We start from the raw sequence: 14,405 nt of genomic DNA on the forward strand, positions 1-14,405 counted from the left end.
CGACCCTGTCCCGTGGGGTCTCAGATCGCCTTCCCCTGCCGGCCCGCCAAGTCCTGGATGTACTGCCAGGCCGTGCGGCCGGAGCGGGCGCCGCGGGTGGTGGCCCATTCCAGGGCCTCGGCCCGGATGGCGTCCCGGTCGCCGGAGAGGCCGAGATGGTCCACATAGCCGAACACCATGTCCAGGTACTCGTCCTGGCTGCACTTGTGGAAGCCGAGCCACAGGCCGAAACGGTCCGACAGGGACACCTTCTCCTCCACCGCTTCGCCCGGGTTGATGGCGGTGGACCGCTCGTTCTCCATCATGTCGCGCGGGAGCAGGTGCCGGCGGTTGGACGTGGCGTAGAAGATCACGTTGTCGGGCCGCCCCTCGATCCCGCCCTCCAGCACCGCCTTCAGGGACTTGTAGGAGGTGTCGTCCGTGTCGAAGGAGAGGTCGTCGCAGAAGATCACGAAGCGGTGTCGGTCCTGGCGGAGCAGGGCCATGAGGTCGGGCAGGGTCTCGATGTCCTCCCGGTGGATCTCGATGAGCTTGAGCGGGCGCGATTCGGGCGCCCGCGCATGGTTCACCTCCGCATGGACCGCCTTGACCAGCGAGGACTTGCCCATGCCCCGGGCGCCCCAGAGCAGGGCGTTGTTGGCGGGAAAGCCCGCGGCGAAGCGGCGGGTGTTCTCCGCAAGGGTGTCCCGCACGCGGTCGATCCCGCGCAGGAGGCTCATCTCCACCCGGTTGACCTTCGGCACCGGGGCGAGCCGCCGGGCGGCCGGCTGCCATACGAAGGCGTCCGCCGCCGTAAAATCCGCGTGAACGGCGCCCGCCGGGGACAGCCTGTCGAGGGCGTCCGCGATGCGGCGCAGGAGGTCGAGGGCTTCGGGGGAGGAGAGGCCCGGGACTGGGTCCGAAGGGCGGGACGGGCCGGAAGCGGGATGGGACATGGTGCGTCTGGAGGGTGAAAAACCCTGCTTATCGCGGCGGCGCGGCAGCGTCCATGGCGCTCGGCTCTGGAAATCCCCGCAACTTCATTGATTTCGCGAGGTCGATGGTTATAGTCCGCCGCGTTTCAACGCTGTTGCGGCGCGGGCGGGCCCTCGGACCCCGCCACGCGCCTTACGCCATGGAGAGCCGCTTGTTCATCACGCCCGCCTTCGCGCAAGGGGCCCCCGCCGGGGGAGACATGACTTCGCTGATCACGAATCTGGTCCCCTTCATCCTCATTTTCGTCATCATGTGGTTCCTCATCATCCGGCCGCAGCAGCGCCGGGTGCGCGAGCACCAGGAGATGATCAAGAACGTGCGCCGCGGCGACACGGTGGTGACCTCCGGCGGGATCGTCGGGAAGGTCACGCGGGTCCTCGAGGACAGCTCCGACATCGAGGTGGAGATCGCGGACGGGGTGAAGGTGAAGCTCGCCCGCGCCAACATCTCCGAGGTCCGCTCCAAGGGCGAGCCGGTGAAGGCCTGACCGGCCTTCGTCCAGAATAGGTTGAGTCGACGATGCTGCGCTTCTCGAAGACGAAGATCATCGCCACCATGGCGGTCATCCTGATCGGCCTTCTCCTCGCCGTGCCGAGCCTGATGAGCCGCGAGGAGCGCGAGGCATTCCAGCGCTCCCTGCCGGGATGGGTGCCGTCCTGGCTGATCCCGTCCCGCGCCGTCGTGCTCGGCCTCGACCTACAGGGCGGCTCCCACGTCCTCCTGGAGGTGGACGTGCCGGACCTCCTGCGCACCCAGAGCACGGCCCTGCGCGACGACGTGCGCCGGGTGCTCCGCGAGGCCCGCGTCTCGCCGCAGGGCGGCATCCAGCTCAACCCGCGCGGGGTGCAGATCCGGGTGCCGGATCAGGCGGACCGCGAAAAGATCCTGCCGCGCCTGCGCGAGCTGGCCCAACCCCTCGGCAGCGCCGTGCTCGGCCAGGGCGGCGGCCGCGACCTCGAGGTCACGAGCACGCCCGACGGCCTGATCACGCTCACCTACACGGATGCGGGCATCAACGAGAAGGTGCGCCGGGCGGTCGACCAGTCCATCGAGGTGATCCGCCGCCGCATCGACGTGACGGGCACCACGGAACCGAGCATCCAGCGTCAGGGCGCCGACCGCGTCCTCGTCCAGGTGCCCGGCCTGCAGGATCCCCAGCGCCTCAAGGAGCTGCTCGGCCGGACCGCCAAGCTCGAATTCCGCCTGCTCGGCCAGCAGGGCGCCGCCGACGTGGACATGCTTCCCATGCGCGAGGCGGGCGGGCAGAAGGTCCCGGTCGAGCGCCGGGTGATCGCCGAGGGCGGCGACCTCGTCGACGCCCAGCCGGCCTTCGACAGCCGCACCAACGAGCCCATCGTCAACTTCCGCTTCAACATCCGGGGCGCCCAGCGCTTCGGCCAGGCGACCTCCGAGAACATCGGCCGGCCGCTCGCCATCGTCCTCGACAACGAGGTGATCTCGGCGCCGACCATCCAGTCCGCCATCACGGGCGGCTCGGGCCAGATCTCGGGCCGGTTCACCGTTCAGCAGGCGCAGGACCTCGCCGTGCTCCTGCGGGCGGGCGCGCTCCCGGCCAAGCTCACCATCGTCGAGGAGCGCACGGTCGGGCCCGGCCTCGGTCAGGATTCCATCGAGGCGGGCAAGAAGGCGACCTACGTGGCCGCCATTCTCGTGATGCTCTTCATGTTCGCCACCTACGGGATGTTCGGCCTGTTCGCGAACATCGCGCTCCTGGTCCACGTGGGCCTCATCTTCGGCCTCATGTCGGTGCTGGAGGCGACCCTGACCCTGCCCGGCATCGCCGGCATCGTGCTCACCATCGGCACGGCGGTCGACTCGAACGTGCTGATCTACGAGCGCATCCGCGAGGAGGCCCATGCGGGCCGCTCCATCCCCTCCGCGATCCAGGCGGGCTTCGAGCGCGCCTTCGCGACCATCGTGGACTCGAACAGCACCATGGCGATCGCCGCGGTCATCCTGTTCTTCCTCGGTTCGGGACCCGTGCGCGGCTTCGCGGTGGTCTTCATCCTCGGCATCCTGACCACGGTCATCACCGCCGTGACCCTGACGCGCATGATGATTGCGCTCTGGTATCACTGGATGCGTCCGAAAGCCCTTCCTTTCTAAGGAATCCGTAACGTGCGCCTCATCCGCATCTGGCCCGAAAGCGCCCATTTCGACTTCATGCGCCTCCGGCGCTTCTCATTCCCCCTGTCCGCGACCCTGTCGCTGCTGACGGTCGTGCTGCTCTTTACCGTCGGCCTCAACTTCGGCATCGACTTCCGGGGCGGGACGCTCATGGAGCTCCAGGCGAAATCGGGCCGGGCCGAGGTCGCCAAGCTGCGCCAGACGGCGGAGGGCTTCGGGTTCGGCGAGGTCGAGGTGCAGGAGTTCGGCACCGCGGGCGGCGTGTCGCTGCGCTTCCCGATCCAGGCGGGCGGCGAGGCGGCGCAGAGCGCCGTCGTCCAGAAGGCCCGCGACACCTTCGGCAACGAATACGAGTTCCGCCGCGTCGAGACCGTGGGGCCGCGCGTTTCCGGCGAGCTGGTCCAGTCCGGCACCATCGGCGTGATCCTGTCGGTGATCGCGGTGCTGTTCTACCTCTGGTTCCGGTTCGAGCGCGAGCTCGCCATCGGCGCCATCGTCGGCACCCTGCACGACATCGTCCTCACCGTCGGCTTCTTCGTCATCACCCGGCACGAGTTCAACATGACCTCGATCGCCGCCATCCTCACCATCGTCGGCTACTCGCTGAACGAGACGGTGGTGGTGTTCGACCGCACCCGCGAGCTCATGCGCCGCTACAAGACCATGCCGGTGGAGGAGCTCCTGAACCTGTCGATCAACACCACCATGTCGCGCACGGTGATGACGGCGACCACCACGGCACTTTCGCTCCTGGCGCTGGTGATCTTCGGCGGCCGCGCCATCGAGGGCTTCGCCCAGGTCATGCTCTACGGCGTCGTCGTCTGCACCTATTCGGCGATCTTCATCTCCTCGCCGATGCTGATCTACATCGGCCTGCGCAGCACGGAGACCGCCAAGGCGCCGGAGGGCAAGGTCGCCCCGGCGGAGTGAGGCTCATGAGCGGCGGCCGCATCTACGACGGCTTCGTGCCGGGGCGCTACCCCATCGACGCCTACGGCAACGGCGGCTTCCGCTTCGCCGACATGTCCCATCGGGGCTCGATCCTCGCCCTGCCGTCGGGGATCATGGCGTGGCGCGTCGCCTCCCTCGCCGACGTCACTGAGGAATCCCTCGGCCCCGTCTTCGCGGAGGCGGCCGAGATCGATCTCCTGCTGCTCGGGACCGGGGTGGACGTGGCGGCCATATCCGAGCGCCTGCGCCTGCGCTTCCGGGAGGCGCGCATCGGCCTCGACGTGATGCAGAGCGGGGCGGCTGCGCGCACCTACAACATCCTGCTCGCCGAGAACCGCAAGGTCGCGGCGGCGCTCATCGCCGTGCCGTGACATGGCGCATGAAATGGCCGACGATCTGACCTTCGCCTATTCCCACTGCGAAACGCTCGTCCGCGAGGCCGACCCGGACCGGTTCTGGGCCAGCCAGTTCGCCCCGGCGGACAAGCGGCCGCACATCCATGCCCTCCATGCCTTCAGCTACGAGATCGCACGGGTGCGCGAATCCGTGCGCGAGGCGCTCCTGGGGGAGATCCGGCTGCAATGGTGGCGGGATGCGCTCCAGGGCGAGTCGCGGGGCGACGTGCGGGCGAACCCGGTCGCCGCCGCGCTCGACGACACCATCGTCAGGTTCCGCCTGCCGCGTTCCGCGCTCGTGAGCCTCATCGATGCGCGCATCTTCGACCTTTACGACGACCCGATGCCGTCCCTCAACGACCTCGAGGGCTATTGCGGGGAGACGTCGTCGAGCCTCATCCGCCTCGCCAGCATCGTGCTGGCGGGCGGCGCGGACCCGGGCCACGCGGACGCGGCGGGCCATGCCGGCGTCGCCTACGCGATCACGGGACTCCTGCGGGCCTTCCCGTGGCATGCGCGCCAGGGTCAGGTCTTCGTTCCGGCCGACATCCTGGCGCGGCACGGGGTCGTGCGCGACGACATCGTGACCGGGCGGGGCGGTCCTGGACTGAAGAGCGCGCTCGCCGACATGCGGGCGGTGGCGCGCCGGCATCTCGACCATGTCAGGACGCTGCGCCCCACCATCCCCGAGGCGGCGCAGCCGGCCTTCCGCGGGCTCGCCCTGGTGGAGCCCTACCTGCGGCAGATGGAGCGGCGGGACTACGATCCCTTCCACACCGACCTGGACCTGCCACGCTGGCGCAAGATCTGGATTCTGTGGCGGGGACGATTCTGAGACCGCCCGTCATTCCGGGCGGCGCTCGCACCGTCCCGGAGTGACCGCGGTTCACTCCGCAGCCGCAGGCATGTCCTGGGCCGCCTTCCAGGCGGCGAGGTCGGCGCGGGCGCGGTCGGTCAGGGCCCTCTTGCGGGCGACCGCCTTGGCCGGACCGCGCAGGCGCTTGCCGTTCCCGTCCTTCACGGCGAACTCCACCGGCGGGAACAGGCCGAAATTCACGTTCATCGGCTGGAAGGAGCGCGGCCCCTCGTCGATGGTCTCGATGTGGCCGCCCGTGATGTGGTTGATGAGGGCGCCCATCGCCGTCGTGGCGGGAAGAGGCGGCAGCGCGCGTCCCAGCCGCTCCGCGGCGGCGAAGCGGCCGGCCATCAGGCCCACGGCGGCGCTCTCCACATAGCCCTCGCAGCCCGTGATCTGGCCGGCGAAGCGGAGCCGCGGCATCGCCTTCAGGCGCAGGGTGGAATCGAGGAGCTTCGGCGAGTTGAGGTAGGTGTTGCGGTGCAGGCCGCCGAGGCGGGCGAACTCCGCATTCTCAAGCCCCGGGATCATGCGGAAGATCCGGGTCTGCTCGCCGTACTTCAGCTTGGTCTGGAAGCCCACCATGTTGAACAGGGTGCCGAGCGCGTTGTCCTGCCGCAGCTGCACGACGGCATAGGGCTTCCTGTCCGGGTTGTGCGGGTCCGTGAGGCCCACCGGCTTCATGGGACCGTGCCGCAGGGTGTCGCGCCCGCGCTCGGCCATCACCTCGATGGGCAGGCAGCCGTCGAAATAGGGGGTGTTGGCCTCCCACTCCTTGAAGCTCGTCTTGTCGCCCGCGATGAGCGCGTCGACGAAAGCCTCGTACTGGTCCCTGTCGAGGGGGCAGTTGATGTAGTCGGCTCCGGTCCCGCCCGGCCCCGCCTTGTCGTAGCGGGACTGGAACCAGGCCACGTCCATGTTGATGGACTCCCGGTACACGATGGGCGCGATGGCGTCGAAGAAGGCGAGCTCCTTCTCGCCCGTCAGGGAGAGGATCGCCTCCGCCAGGGCGGGGGAGGTGAGGGGACCCGTCGCCACGATCACGGAGCTCCAGTCCTCGGGCGGGAGCCCGGCGACCTCGCCGCGCTCGATGGTGACGAGGGGATGTGCCTCGAGCGCCGCCGTCACCGCCTGGGAGAAGCCGTCGCGGTCCACCGCGAGGGCGCCGCCGGCGGGGACCTGGTTGGCGTCGCCCTTCGCCATGATGAGCGAGCCGAGGGCACGCATCTCCTGATGGAGCAGGCCGACCGCGTTGGTCTCCGGGTCGTCGGAGCGGAATGAGTTGGAGCAGACGAGCTCGGCGAGACCGTCCGTCTTGTGCGCGTCGGTCCCGCGCACGGGGCGCATTTCGTGGAGGACCACGGGAACTCCGGCCTGGGCGATCTGCCAGGCCGCTTCCGAACCGGCGAGACCGCCGCCGACGACATGGATCGGTTGAAGCTTGCTCATGGGTTTCCTCTCGAACGGGCTTTGTTGACCCGTCGCCCCTGCCGGGTCAAGCTGAACCATTCCCTTTCGCAATCAGGTTCCGGATCATGGCGATGACGCGACCCGTCGTGCTTATAACAGGTGGCAGCCGCGGCATAGGCGCTGCGGTGGCGCAGCTCGCGGCGCAGCGCGGCTACGATGTGGCGATCGGCTACCGATCCGACAGGGACGCGGCCGAGCGGGTGGCGGACGCCTGCCGCGCGGCGGGCGCCTCGTCGGTCGTCTGCCAGGGCGACACCGCGAGGGCGGAGGACGTCGTCCGCATCTTCGACGAGGCGCAGGCAGCGCTCGGTCCCCTGTCCCATGTGGTGAACAACGCGGGGATCACCGGCCGGTCGGGCAGGCTCGACCGGGCGGAGGACGACACGGTCCGCGCCTGCATCGAGGTCAATGTCCTCGGGGCGCTCTGGGTGGCGCGGGAGGCGGCGCGCCGGCTCTCCACCCGCCATGGCGGAAGGGGCGGGTCCATCGTCAACGTCTCCTCCGTCGCCTCGCGTCTCGGCAGCGGCGGCGAGTACGTCTGGTACGCGGCCTCCAAGGGCGCGGTGGATGCCCTGACGGTCGGCCTTGCCCATGAGCTCGCCGCCGACGGGGTGCGGGTGAACGCGGTATCGCCCGGCATCACGCGCACGGAAATTCACGAGAAGAGCACGGGCGACGCCGCCCGCGTGGAGCGTCTCAGCGCCAACATTCCCCTGAAGCGGCCCGGCGAGCCGGAGGAGATCGCCGAGGCGATTCTGTTCCTCATGTCGGATGCCGCGTCCTACATCACGGGTGCCAACATCCCCGTGTCGGGCGGCAGGTAGGGTGGGAAAGCAGGGTGGGAAGGTCCTGAAAAGCAAACGCCCGCCGGAGGCGGGCGCGGCTCTTGCTGCAATGCAGCAATCTATTACGCGGTAGCGTGCTGGCGAGCGATGCTCTCGATCTGGAAGCGGGAGATGCCCAGATCGTCGAGTTCGCGGTCCGAAAGCTGCGACAGCTCGCGGACGGTCTCGCGATAACGCATGTAGGCGCGGATCTTAGAGAGGATGTAGGTCACGAACATTGGAAGCTCCTGAAGTTAGCCGGCCCCGGACGACCGGCGGCCTTTGTTCTTGCGTGTGCAATGCAGCATATAGGGGCGTGCGGCGCCGAAGAGGAGTGGTGATAATGTAGGGCTGTTATGCTTTAGTAGCATGGCATCCTAAGGAGACGTTAACAGCCATGTCGCTCGCGCATCGAGAATCGGCCAAGCTTCCTTCTGGGGCATCTTCCGTTCTCGCCGTGTCTATGCGTGTGTAAAGGCCAAGCTTTCTGGTAAGTCTCGCTTCGGGTCAAGAAGATGAATGAATATTCATCTGATATCACGCAGTAGTAAACATCTGTAATATTTGTCTTGGCAGGAACCCGATAGCCAAGATGGCGTTTCCTCCCCACGATTTCTTAGGAGGAGACACTGCGATGAAGAAGATCGCTTTAGGTCTGGGCCTTGCCCTGCTCAGTACGACCGTTTACGCCCAGGCGCCCGCCGGCTCCGTCACGGTGGACACGCCGCAGGCCAAGACGGAGTCCAGCTCGACCATCCTGCGCCGGGGCGGCGACCAGCCTGCTGGAGGCGTCGAGACGCGGGTTCGCACCCGCGTGGACACCGGGGTCCGTGCCGGGGTCGAAACCCGCGAGCGCAGCGGCGTGACCGTCCACCGTACCCGCACGGTCCGCGAGGTCGAGGAGCCGAGCGTCTCCGTCACGCGTCACCGCACGGTCTCGACCTATGACGAACCGGACACCGTGGTCCATCGCACCGTCGTCAAGAAGAAGCCCACCGCGAAGAAGGTCGTGGTGAAGACGAAGAAGAAGCCCTCCACCAAGGTCGTGGTGAAGAAGCGCCGCCACTACGTGGTGCACGAGCCCGTCGAGGTCCGTCGCCATACGGTGCGTCGCTACGAGGTGGACGAGCCGAGCGTTTCCGTGACGCGCAGGACCGTGCGCCATGTGCGCGAGGAAAGCCCCCGCGTCGGCGTGTCGGTGGAGCAGCACCGGACCGGCGTTCGCTCGGGGGGCGACGTGAACGTCTCGACCTCGGTCCGCGAGCGGTCTTCGCCGGAGGCGACGGGCTCGGTCTCCGTCCGCAGCCGCACGAACGGCTCCGGCAGCATCCGCCTGCAGCAGCCGGGCGCCTCGTCGGGCAGCATGAACCAGTAACCGTTGCGTCCATCACCTGGAAAGGGGCCGGTCTTCGGCCCCTTTCCATATCTTACTGCTACGCTCCGGCTTGCCGCAGCGATCCTGAAGGGCCACAGTGCGACAACGGAACCCGGCGGCCGGGGGGGCGCCATGCGGCAGGCCATCGTTTTTCTTTTCAGCAACTTCACGCTCACGCTCTTCGTCGTGGGGCTGATCGCAGCCTTTGCCGCGCTCCTGCGCCGCCCGCGACCCTGGAGCGGGCCCGAGATCGTCGAGGCGGTCCTCTCCTGGTTCCTGTTCTTCTCCCTGGGCGTGAGCTTCTTCTACAACTTCGTCATGCACGTCTTCTTCTCGGAAGTGGCGGCCGCCTTCATCGGCTGGCAGACGAGCCCGTTCCAGAAGGAGGTGGGCTTCGCGAGCCTTGGGTTCTCGCTTGTCGGCTTCCTGGCGTTCAGGGGAGGCTCGGGCCTGCGTCTTGCCGCCATTCTGGGCCCTGCCTGCTTCCTCTGGGGAGCGGCCGTCGGCCATGCGGTGCAGATGGTCGAGGCGCACAACTACGCGCCGGGCAACGCGGGCGTGATCTTCTACACGGACATCCTGCTGCCGCTGTTCGGCTTCGCGCTGCTCTGGATGAGCACGGCGTGGGCCATGCCTGCCGCCCGCGCCGCGCATTCCTCCTGAGCCGCCCTCCCGTTCGTGGACCGGCTACGCCCGCTTCTTCGCCCCGACGATCCCGCTGGCGAGCAGGACGCCGCCGGTGGCGAGGCCGATACCGATCATCGCGTTGAGGCTCGGGATCTCTCCGAGCATGGGGATCGCCAGGAGCGCCGCCAACACCGGGCCGAGGGGCGAAAGGGCCGCGGCGCGGGACGCGCCGAGGCGGTCGATGGCGTAGCCGTAGAGCACGAGGCCGACGACGCCCGAAAGGAAGCCCTGGAGGGTCGCCTGGAGCACGATGGCGCCGCCGAGGCCGCTCACGGCGGCGCGGGCGAGCGAAGGCGCGCCGAGAGGAATGAGGAGAACGAGCGACCAGAGCCCGACGAGGCCGGCGGCCTGGAGCGCGGGAAGGCCGCTGCGCTTGTAGGCATGGGTGTAGATGCCCCAGAGGCAGGCTCCGCCCAGGAGCAGGAGATGGCCGCGCCATGCCCCGCCCGCGCCTTCGATGAGATGGCCTCCCGCGACGGCGATGTCCGCAAGCAGGATCAGCGCGAAACCGGCGAGGCGGATCCCGCCGAGCGCCTCGCCGAGGACCAGGTAGCCGATGGCCGCCACGAAGAGCGGCATGGTGCCGGGGAGCAGGGGGCCGATATCGGCGGCGGGGGCGTATTCCATCCCCGTGCCGGCGACGAGGAAGAAGGGCGCGCCCGAGCACAGGAGGCCGAGCTTGATCCTCAGCGGAAGGTGCTTCGGCCAGATTCCGTCCCGCAATGCCACGGGCGCGAGCACGATCGCGGGGACGGCGAAGCGCAGGATGCCGACGGCGGCAGGCGGCAGATCGTGCGTTACGGCATGGCGCGTACCCACCATCCAGAAGGCCCAGATCACCACCGTGACGATGCCCGCCGCCCAGCCGAGCAGGGCCCGGCGCTCGATGGAAGGGGCGGGTGGCCTGCCGGGCAGAGGCGCGTCTGAGGCGGATGTGTCGGACATGGAGGCCTCCTTGGGATGGGAGGCGGAGAATGCCAGAAGACGCCGGGGCATGTCCTTGCGAAGTTGAGCCCCGACATGCTCAAATCGTGGCAGAAAATTGCGCGAGAACCGCTTAGGAGCGCACGAGTGCCCTATATCAACCTGGATGCCCTCGACCTGAAGATCCTCGCCGCCCTCCAGGAGGACGGACGGTTGACCAACAACGAACTGGCGGACCGGGTGGGATTGTCTCCCTCGCCGTGCCTCCGGCGGGTCCGGCGCCTGGAGCGGGACGGCTTCATCCGCGCCTACCGCGCGGTGCTAAACCGGGATTCGGTGGGACTGGGGCTGACGGTCTTCGTCGAGATCAAGGTCGAGAAGCACTCGCGCGACAACGCCAAGGCGCTTCAGGACGCGCTCTCGAGCCTGCCAGAGGTGGTAGCCTGCCATATGGTGTCGGGCACGGCGGATTTCATGGTCGAGATCGCGGTCCCCAACCTGAAGGCCTACGAGCGCCTTCTCACTGAGACGCTGCTCACCCTGCCGATGATCGGCGACATCCGCTCCAACTTCGTGCTGACCCGGGTCAAGTCGGAAGCGCCGCTGCCTCTCGGGCATCTGAAGCGTGGCCCGAGATCCGGCGAGGTCGTGCCCGCAGCGGATTGCGACTGATCGGCTATCAACCGGAGGTGCCGCCGCACCTGGGCCGCCATGGGGCAGGGGCGTCTTCATGAAGCCTGGGCATGGCTGCCCGGCAGCCTGCGCCAACGAGGACACGTCCTTATGTCTTGGACGGACGGTCGGGTGCGTGTAATAAACCCTCTCGCAACACGGCTTCTTTCGCAATTTTAGGTCTTGTCATGCCGCAGTACCGTTCCCGTACCACCACCCATGGCCGCAACATGGCCGGCGCCCGCGGGCTCTGGCGCGCCACGGGCATGAAGGACGAGGATTTCGGCAAGCCCATCATTGCCGTGGTGAACTCGTTCACCCAGTTCGTGCCCGGTCACGTCCACCTCAAGGACCTCGGCCAGATGGTGGCCCGCGAGATCGAGAAGGCGGGCGGCGTCGCCAAGGAGTTCAACACCATCGCCGTGGACGACGGCATCGCCATGGGCCACGACGGCATGCTCTACAGCCTGCCCTCCCGCGAGATCATCGCCGACTCGGTGGAGTACATGGTGAACGCCCACTGCGCGGACGCCATGGTCTGCATCTCGAACTGCGACAAGATCACCCCCGGCATGCTCATGGCCGCGCTGCGCCTCAACATCCCGACCGTCTTCGTCTCCGGCGGGCCCATGGAGGCGGGAAAGGTCAATCTCCGCGGCAAGCTGAAGGCCATGGATCTCGTGGACGCCATGGTGATCGCCGCCGACGACAGCTACACCGACGAGGAGGTGAAGGTCGTCGAGCGTTCCGCCTGTCCGACCTGCGGCTCCTGCTCCGGCATGTTCACGGCCAACTCCATGAACTGCCTCACCGAGGCGATGGGTCTCTCCCTGCCGGGCAACGGCACGGTTCTCGCGACCCATGCGGACCGCAAGCGCCTCTTCGTGGAGGCGGGGCATCTCATCGTCGACCTGGCCCGCCGCCATTACGAGCAGGACGACGGCTCCGTGCTGCCGCGCTCCATCGCGAGCTTCGAGGCGTTCGAGAACGCCATGACTCTCGACATCGCCATGGGCGGCTCCACCAACACGGTGCTGCACCTCCTGGCCGCCGCCCACGAGGGCGAGGTGAACTTCACCATGAAGGACATCGATCGGCTCTCCCGCAAGGTGCCGGTGCTCTGCAAGGTGGCTCCCGCCGTGCCGGACGTGCACATCGAGGACGTGCACCGCGCCGGCGGCATCATGGGCATCCTGGGCGAGCTGGACCGCGCGGGCCTGATCCACAGGGACGTGGCGACCGTCCATAGCGAGAGCCTGGGCGCCGCCCTCGACCGGTGGGACGTGATGCGCACGAACAGCGAGAGCGTCCGCACCTTCTACCAGGCCGCCCCGGGCGGCGTTCCGACCCAGGTGGCCTTCAGCCAGGACCGCCGCTGGGAGGAGCTGGACCTCGACCGCAAGAACGGCGTCATCCGCGACGCGGCGCATGCCTTCTCCAAGGACGGCGGGCTCGCCGTGCTCTACGGCAACCTCGCCGAGGACGGCTGCATCGTGAAGACCGCGGGCGTGGACGAGAGCATCCTGACCTTCAGCGGCCCGGCCAAGGTGTTCGAGAGCCAGGACGACGCGGTGAAGGGCATCCTCGGCGGCGCCGTGAAGGCCGGCGACGTGGTGGTGATCCGCTACGAGGGCCCGCGCGGCGGCCCCGGCATGCAGGAGATGCTCTATCCCACGAGCTACCTGAAGTCGAAGGGGCTCGGGAAGGCCTGCGCCCTCATCACCGACGGCCGCTTCTCGGGCGGCACCTCCGGCCTCTCCATCGGCCACGCCTCTCCCGAGGCGGCGGAGGGCGGCCTCATCGCCCTCGTGGAAGAGGGAGACCGGATCGAGATCGACATCCCCAACCGGTCCATCCGGCTCGCCGTGCCGGACGAGGAACTCGCCCGCCGCCGCGCGGCCGAGGAGGCGAGGGGCGCCAAGGCCTGGAAGCCGCACGCCGAGCGCCAGCGCAAGGTCTCGACCGCGCTGAAGGCCTATGCCGCCATGGCCACCAGCGCCGCCCGCGGCGCGGTGCGTGTGCTGCCCGAATAAGACCTTCCTTCAAGGTCGCTCGATCTGTCGATCCGGGCCCCGTCACGCTTCGCGCGTGACGGGGCCTTGCCGTTCGAGTCCTGCGTCAAGGCTTCGCGGGTCACGGATCTTTGAACGGCCGCGAGGTATGCGGCGGCGGGCCGGGAAAGGGCGAAAGGGTCGTGGAAACAAGGGATTGCGGCCAGCTCTTCGAACGGCGCCTCATGGTCCCCCTGTGCCGCCTCCCGCTCCGGCTCGCCGAAACTTTGGGGAATGGCTCGCGTTGGCCCCCACCAGACGGTGGATTTTCCCACCCATCCCAACCATGGAGAGAGACGACATGAGACGGACGATCCTGACGGCTGCCCTCGGCATGTTCCTCGCCGGGACGGCCGGAGCCATGGCGCAGCCTTACCTCTATCCCGCGCCGGTTCCGAACGCGAGCGGTTCGCAGGCCACCAATCCGGGCACCTATGGAGCCACGGCCGAGCCCGGCACGGTCGTGGTCGTGCCCGGTCAGGGCGTGGCCGTGGGCACCTGCCCGCCGCCGCCCAATGCGAGCGGCTCCCTGGCCACCAATCCCTGTTCCTACCACAACATGGGAACCGCGCCCGGCATGGACGCGATGAGCACCGGTTCGATCGTCGTGCAGCCTGGCCCCATGGTCGTGCCCGGGCCCGTGCCAGGGCCCATGTACGTCCCCGGCCCGGTGCCGAACGCCAGCGGCTCGCAGACCACCGATCCCGCCACCTACGGCGATACGCTTCCGCGTTGACCGTCCGGCTCCTGCCGGTCCCGCAAGGCCCTGGCCGATTTGCCCCGGCTGGGGCCTTTTTCATGTGTGCAGACGACCGCCGAGAATTGCCGCCCATGCTGGAAAGACGCTAACAAAATATCGTGCATATATTGTCCGGTCGAAACGGTCCGGTCGAACGGTCGAAAAGGGAGGGTGTGGCAGGTGACTCGCCGGGCGGGACTGATCGGCGTCGGGGTCGCGGCCCTTCTCGGTGCAGCGGGCTGCGCGACATCTCCGGACCGCCCCAGGGCGAGCTCAAGGCCATCCTCAAGAAACAACTCGGACATTGCTACATCCTGCCCGTCCAGGCGCGCAGCGAG

15 protein-coding genes are annotated in these 14,405 nt (G+C 68.2%); 11 read left to right on the top strand and 4 right to left on the bottom strand.

The features are described 5' to 3' along the window. Window positions 1-20 precede the first annotated feature (20 nt). Window positions 21-935, bottom strand: a complete 915-nt coding sequence (locus GDR74_RS08670) for an ATP-binding protein (protein ID WP_152585933.1) — start codon at window positions 933-935, stop codon at window positions 21-23. Between the two features lie 191 nt (window positions 936-1,126). Between GDR74_RS08670 and yajC the strand changes: the two genes are divergently transcribed. The 5 genes from yajC to GDR74_RS08695 are packed head-to-tail and all read left to right on the top strand — an operon-like array spanning window position 1,127 to window position 5,304. Beyond that, on the top strand, window positions 1,127-1,462 hold the full coding sequence (yajC, locus tag GDR74_RS08675) for a preprotein translocase subunit YajC (protein WP_152585934.1): 336 nt from the start codon (window positions 1,127-1,129) through the stop codon (window positions 1,460-1,462). Between the two features lie 32 nt (window positions 1,463-1,494). Beyond that, the gene (secD, locus tag GDR74_RS08680) at window positions 1,495-3,102 is read left to right on the top strand and encodes a protein translocase subunit SecD (protein WP_152585935.1); all 1,608 of its coding nucleotides are present in this window, start codon (window positions 1,495-1,497) and stop codon (window positions 3,100-3,102) included. A gap of 12 nt (window positions 3,103-3,114) precedes the next feature. Beyond that, window positions 3,115-4,053 carry a protein translocase subunit SecF gene (secF, locus tag GDR74_RS08685; protein WP_152585936.1) on the top strand — a complete coding sequence of 313 codons (939 nt, stop codon included), beginning with the start codon at window positions 3,115-3,117 and terminating at the stop codon, window positions 4,051-4,053. A 5-nt stretch (window positions 4,054-4,058) separates the two neighbouring features. Continuing rightward, a complete protein-coding gene (locus GDR74_RS08690) occupies window positions 4,059-4,445 on the top strand; it encodes an Mth938-like domain-containing protein (RefSeq protein WP_152585937.1) in 387 nt (128 codons plus the stop codon). Window positions 4,446-4,458: 13 nt separating this feature from the next. After that, the gene (locus GDR74_RS08695) at window positions 4,459-5,304 is read left to right on the top strand and encodes a phytoene/squalene synthase family protein (RefSeq protein ID WP_152585938.1); all 846 of its coding nucleotides are present in this window, start codon (window positions 4,459-4,461) and stop codon (window positions 5,302-5,304) included. Between the two features lie 51 nt (window positions 5,305-5,355). Here GDR74_RS08695 and trmFO read toward each other — a convergent pair whose 3' ends face one another. Continuing rightward, window positions 5,356-6,774, bottom strand: a complete 1,419-nt coding sequence (gene trmFO, locus GDR74_RS08700) for a methylenetetrahydrofolate--tRNA-(uracil(54)-C(5))-methyltransferase (FADH(2)-oxidizing) TrmFO (RefSeq protein WP_152585939.1) — start codon at window positions 6,772-6,774, stop codon at window positions 5,356-5,358. Window positions 6,775-6,866: 92 nt separating this feature from the next. Here trmFO and GDR74_RS08705 point away from each other — a divergent pair, with 92 nt between their 5' ends. Further along, a complete protein-coding gene (locus tag GDR74_RS08705) occupies window positions 6,867-7,619 on the top strand; it encodes a glucose 1-dehydrogenase (RefSeq protein ID WP_152585940.1) in 753 nt (250 codons plus the stop codon). An 83-nt stretch (window positions 7,620-7,702) separates the two neighbouring features. On the opposite strand, the gene GDR74_RS08710 is transcribed toward GDR74_RS08705, so the two are convergent. After that, window positions 7,703-7,858: a DUF1127 domain-containing protein gene (locus tag GDR74_RS08710; protein ID WP_152585941.1), complete on the bottom strand. Its 156-nt coding sequence runs from the start codon at window positions 7,856-7,858 to the stop codon at window positions 7,703-7,705. Window positions 7,859-8,253: 395 nt separating this feature from the next. On the opposite strand from GDR74_RS08710, the gene GDR74_RS08715 reads away from it, so the two are divergent. After that, on the top strand, window positions 8,254-8,994 hold the full coding sequence (locus GDR74_RS08715) for a hypothetical protein (protein WP_152585942.1): 741 nt from the start codon (window positions 8,254-8,256) through the stop codon (window positions 8,992-8,994). A 132-nt stretch (window positions 8,995-9,126) separates the two neighbouring features. Next, window positions 9,127-9,657, top strand: coding sequence for a DUF6790 family protein (locus tag GDR74_RS08720; protein WP_152585943.1), 531 nt, complete (start codon window positions 9,127-9,129; stop codon window positions 9,655-9,657). A gap of 24 nt (window positions 9,658-9,681) precedes the next feature. On the opposite strand, the gene GDR74_RS08725 is transcribed toward GDR74_RS08720, so the two are convergent. Further along, entirely contained in the window at window positions 9,682-10,626 is a 945-nt protein-coding gene (locus tag GDR74_RS08725) for a DMT family transporter (protein WP_194164677.1), read from the bottom strand. Between the two features lie 75 nt (window positions 10,627-10,701). Between GDR74_RS08725 and GDR74_RS08730 the strand changes: the two genes are divergently transcribed. The 3 genes from GDR74_RS08730 to GDR74_RS08740 all read left to right on the top strand — a co-directional run bounded on the left by GDR74_RS08730 (window position 10,702) and on the right by GDR74_RS08740 (window position 14,064). Beyond that, window positions 10,702-11,277 (top strand): Lrp/AsnC family transcriptional regulator, encoded by a 576-nt coding sequence (locus GDR74_RS08730; RefSeq protein ID WP_194164678.1) that lies wholly within the window; start codon window positions 10,702-10,704, stop codon window positions 11,275-11,277. 188 nt (window positions 11,278-11,465) lie between these two features. Beyond that, complete coding sequence (ilvD, locus tag GDR74_RS08735; protein ID WP_152585946.1) at window positions 11,466-13,310, top strand: dihydroxy-acid dehydratase; 1,845 nt, start codon at window positions 11,466-11,468, stop codon at window positions 13,308-13,310. A gap of 319 nt (window positions 13,311-13,629) precedes the next feature. Then, window positions 13,630-14,064 (top strand): hypothetical protein, encoded by a 435-nt coding sequence (locus tag GDR74_RS08740; RefSeq protein ID WP_152585947.1) that lies wholly within the window; start codon window positions 13,630-13,632, stop codon window positions 14,062-14,064. Window positions 14,065-14,405: the final 341 nt, after the last annotated feature.

It is taken from the genome of Microvirga thermotolerans (assembly GCF_009363855.1).
GTDB lineage: Bacteria > Pseudomonadota > Alphaproteobacteria > Rhizobiales > Beijerinckiaceae > Microvirga > Microvirga thermotolerans.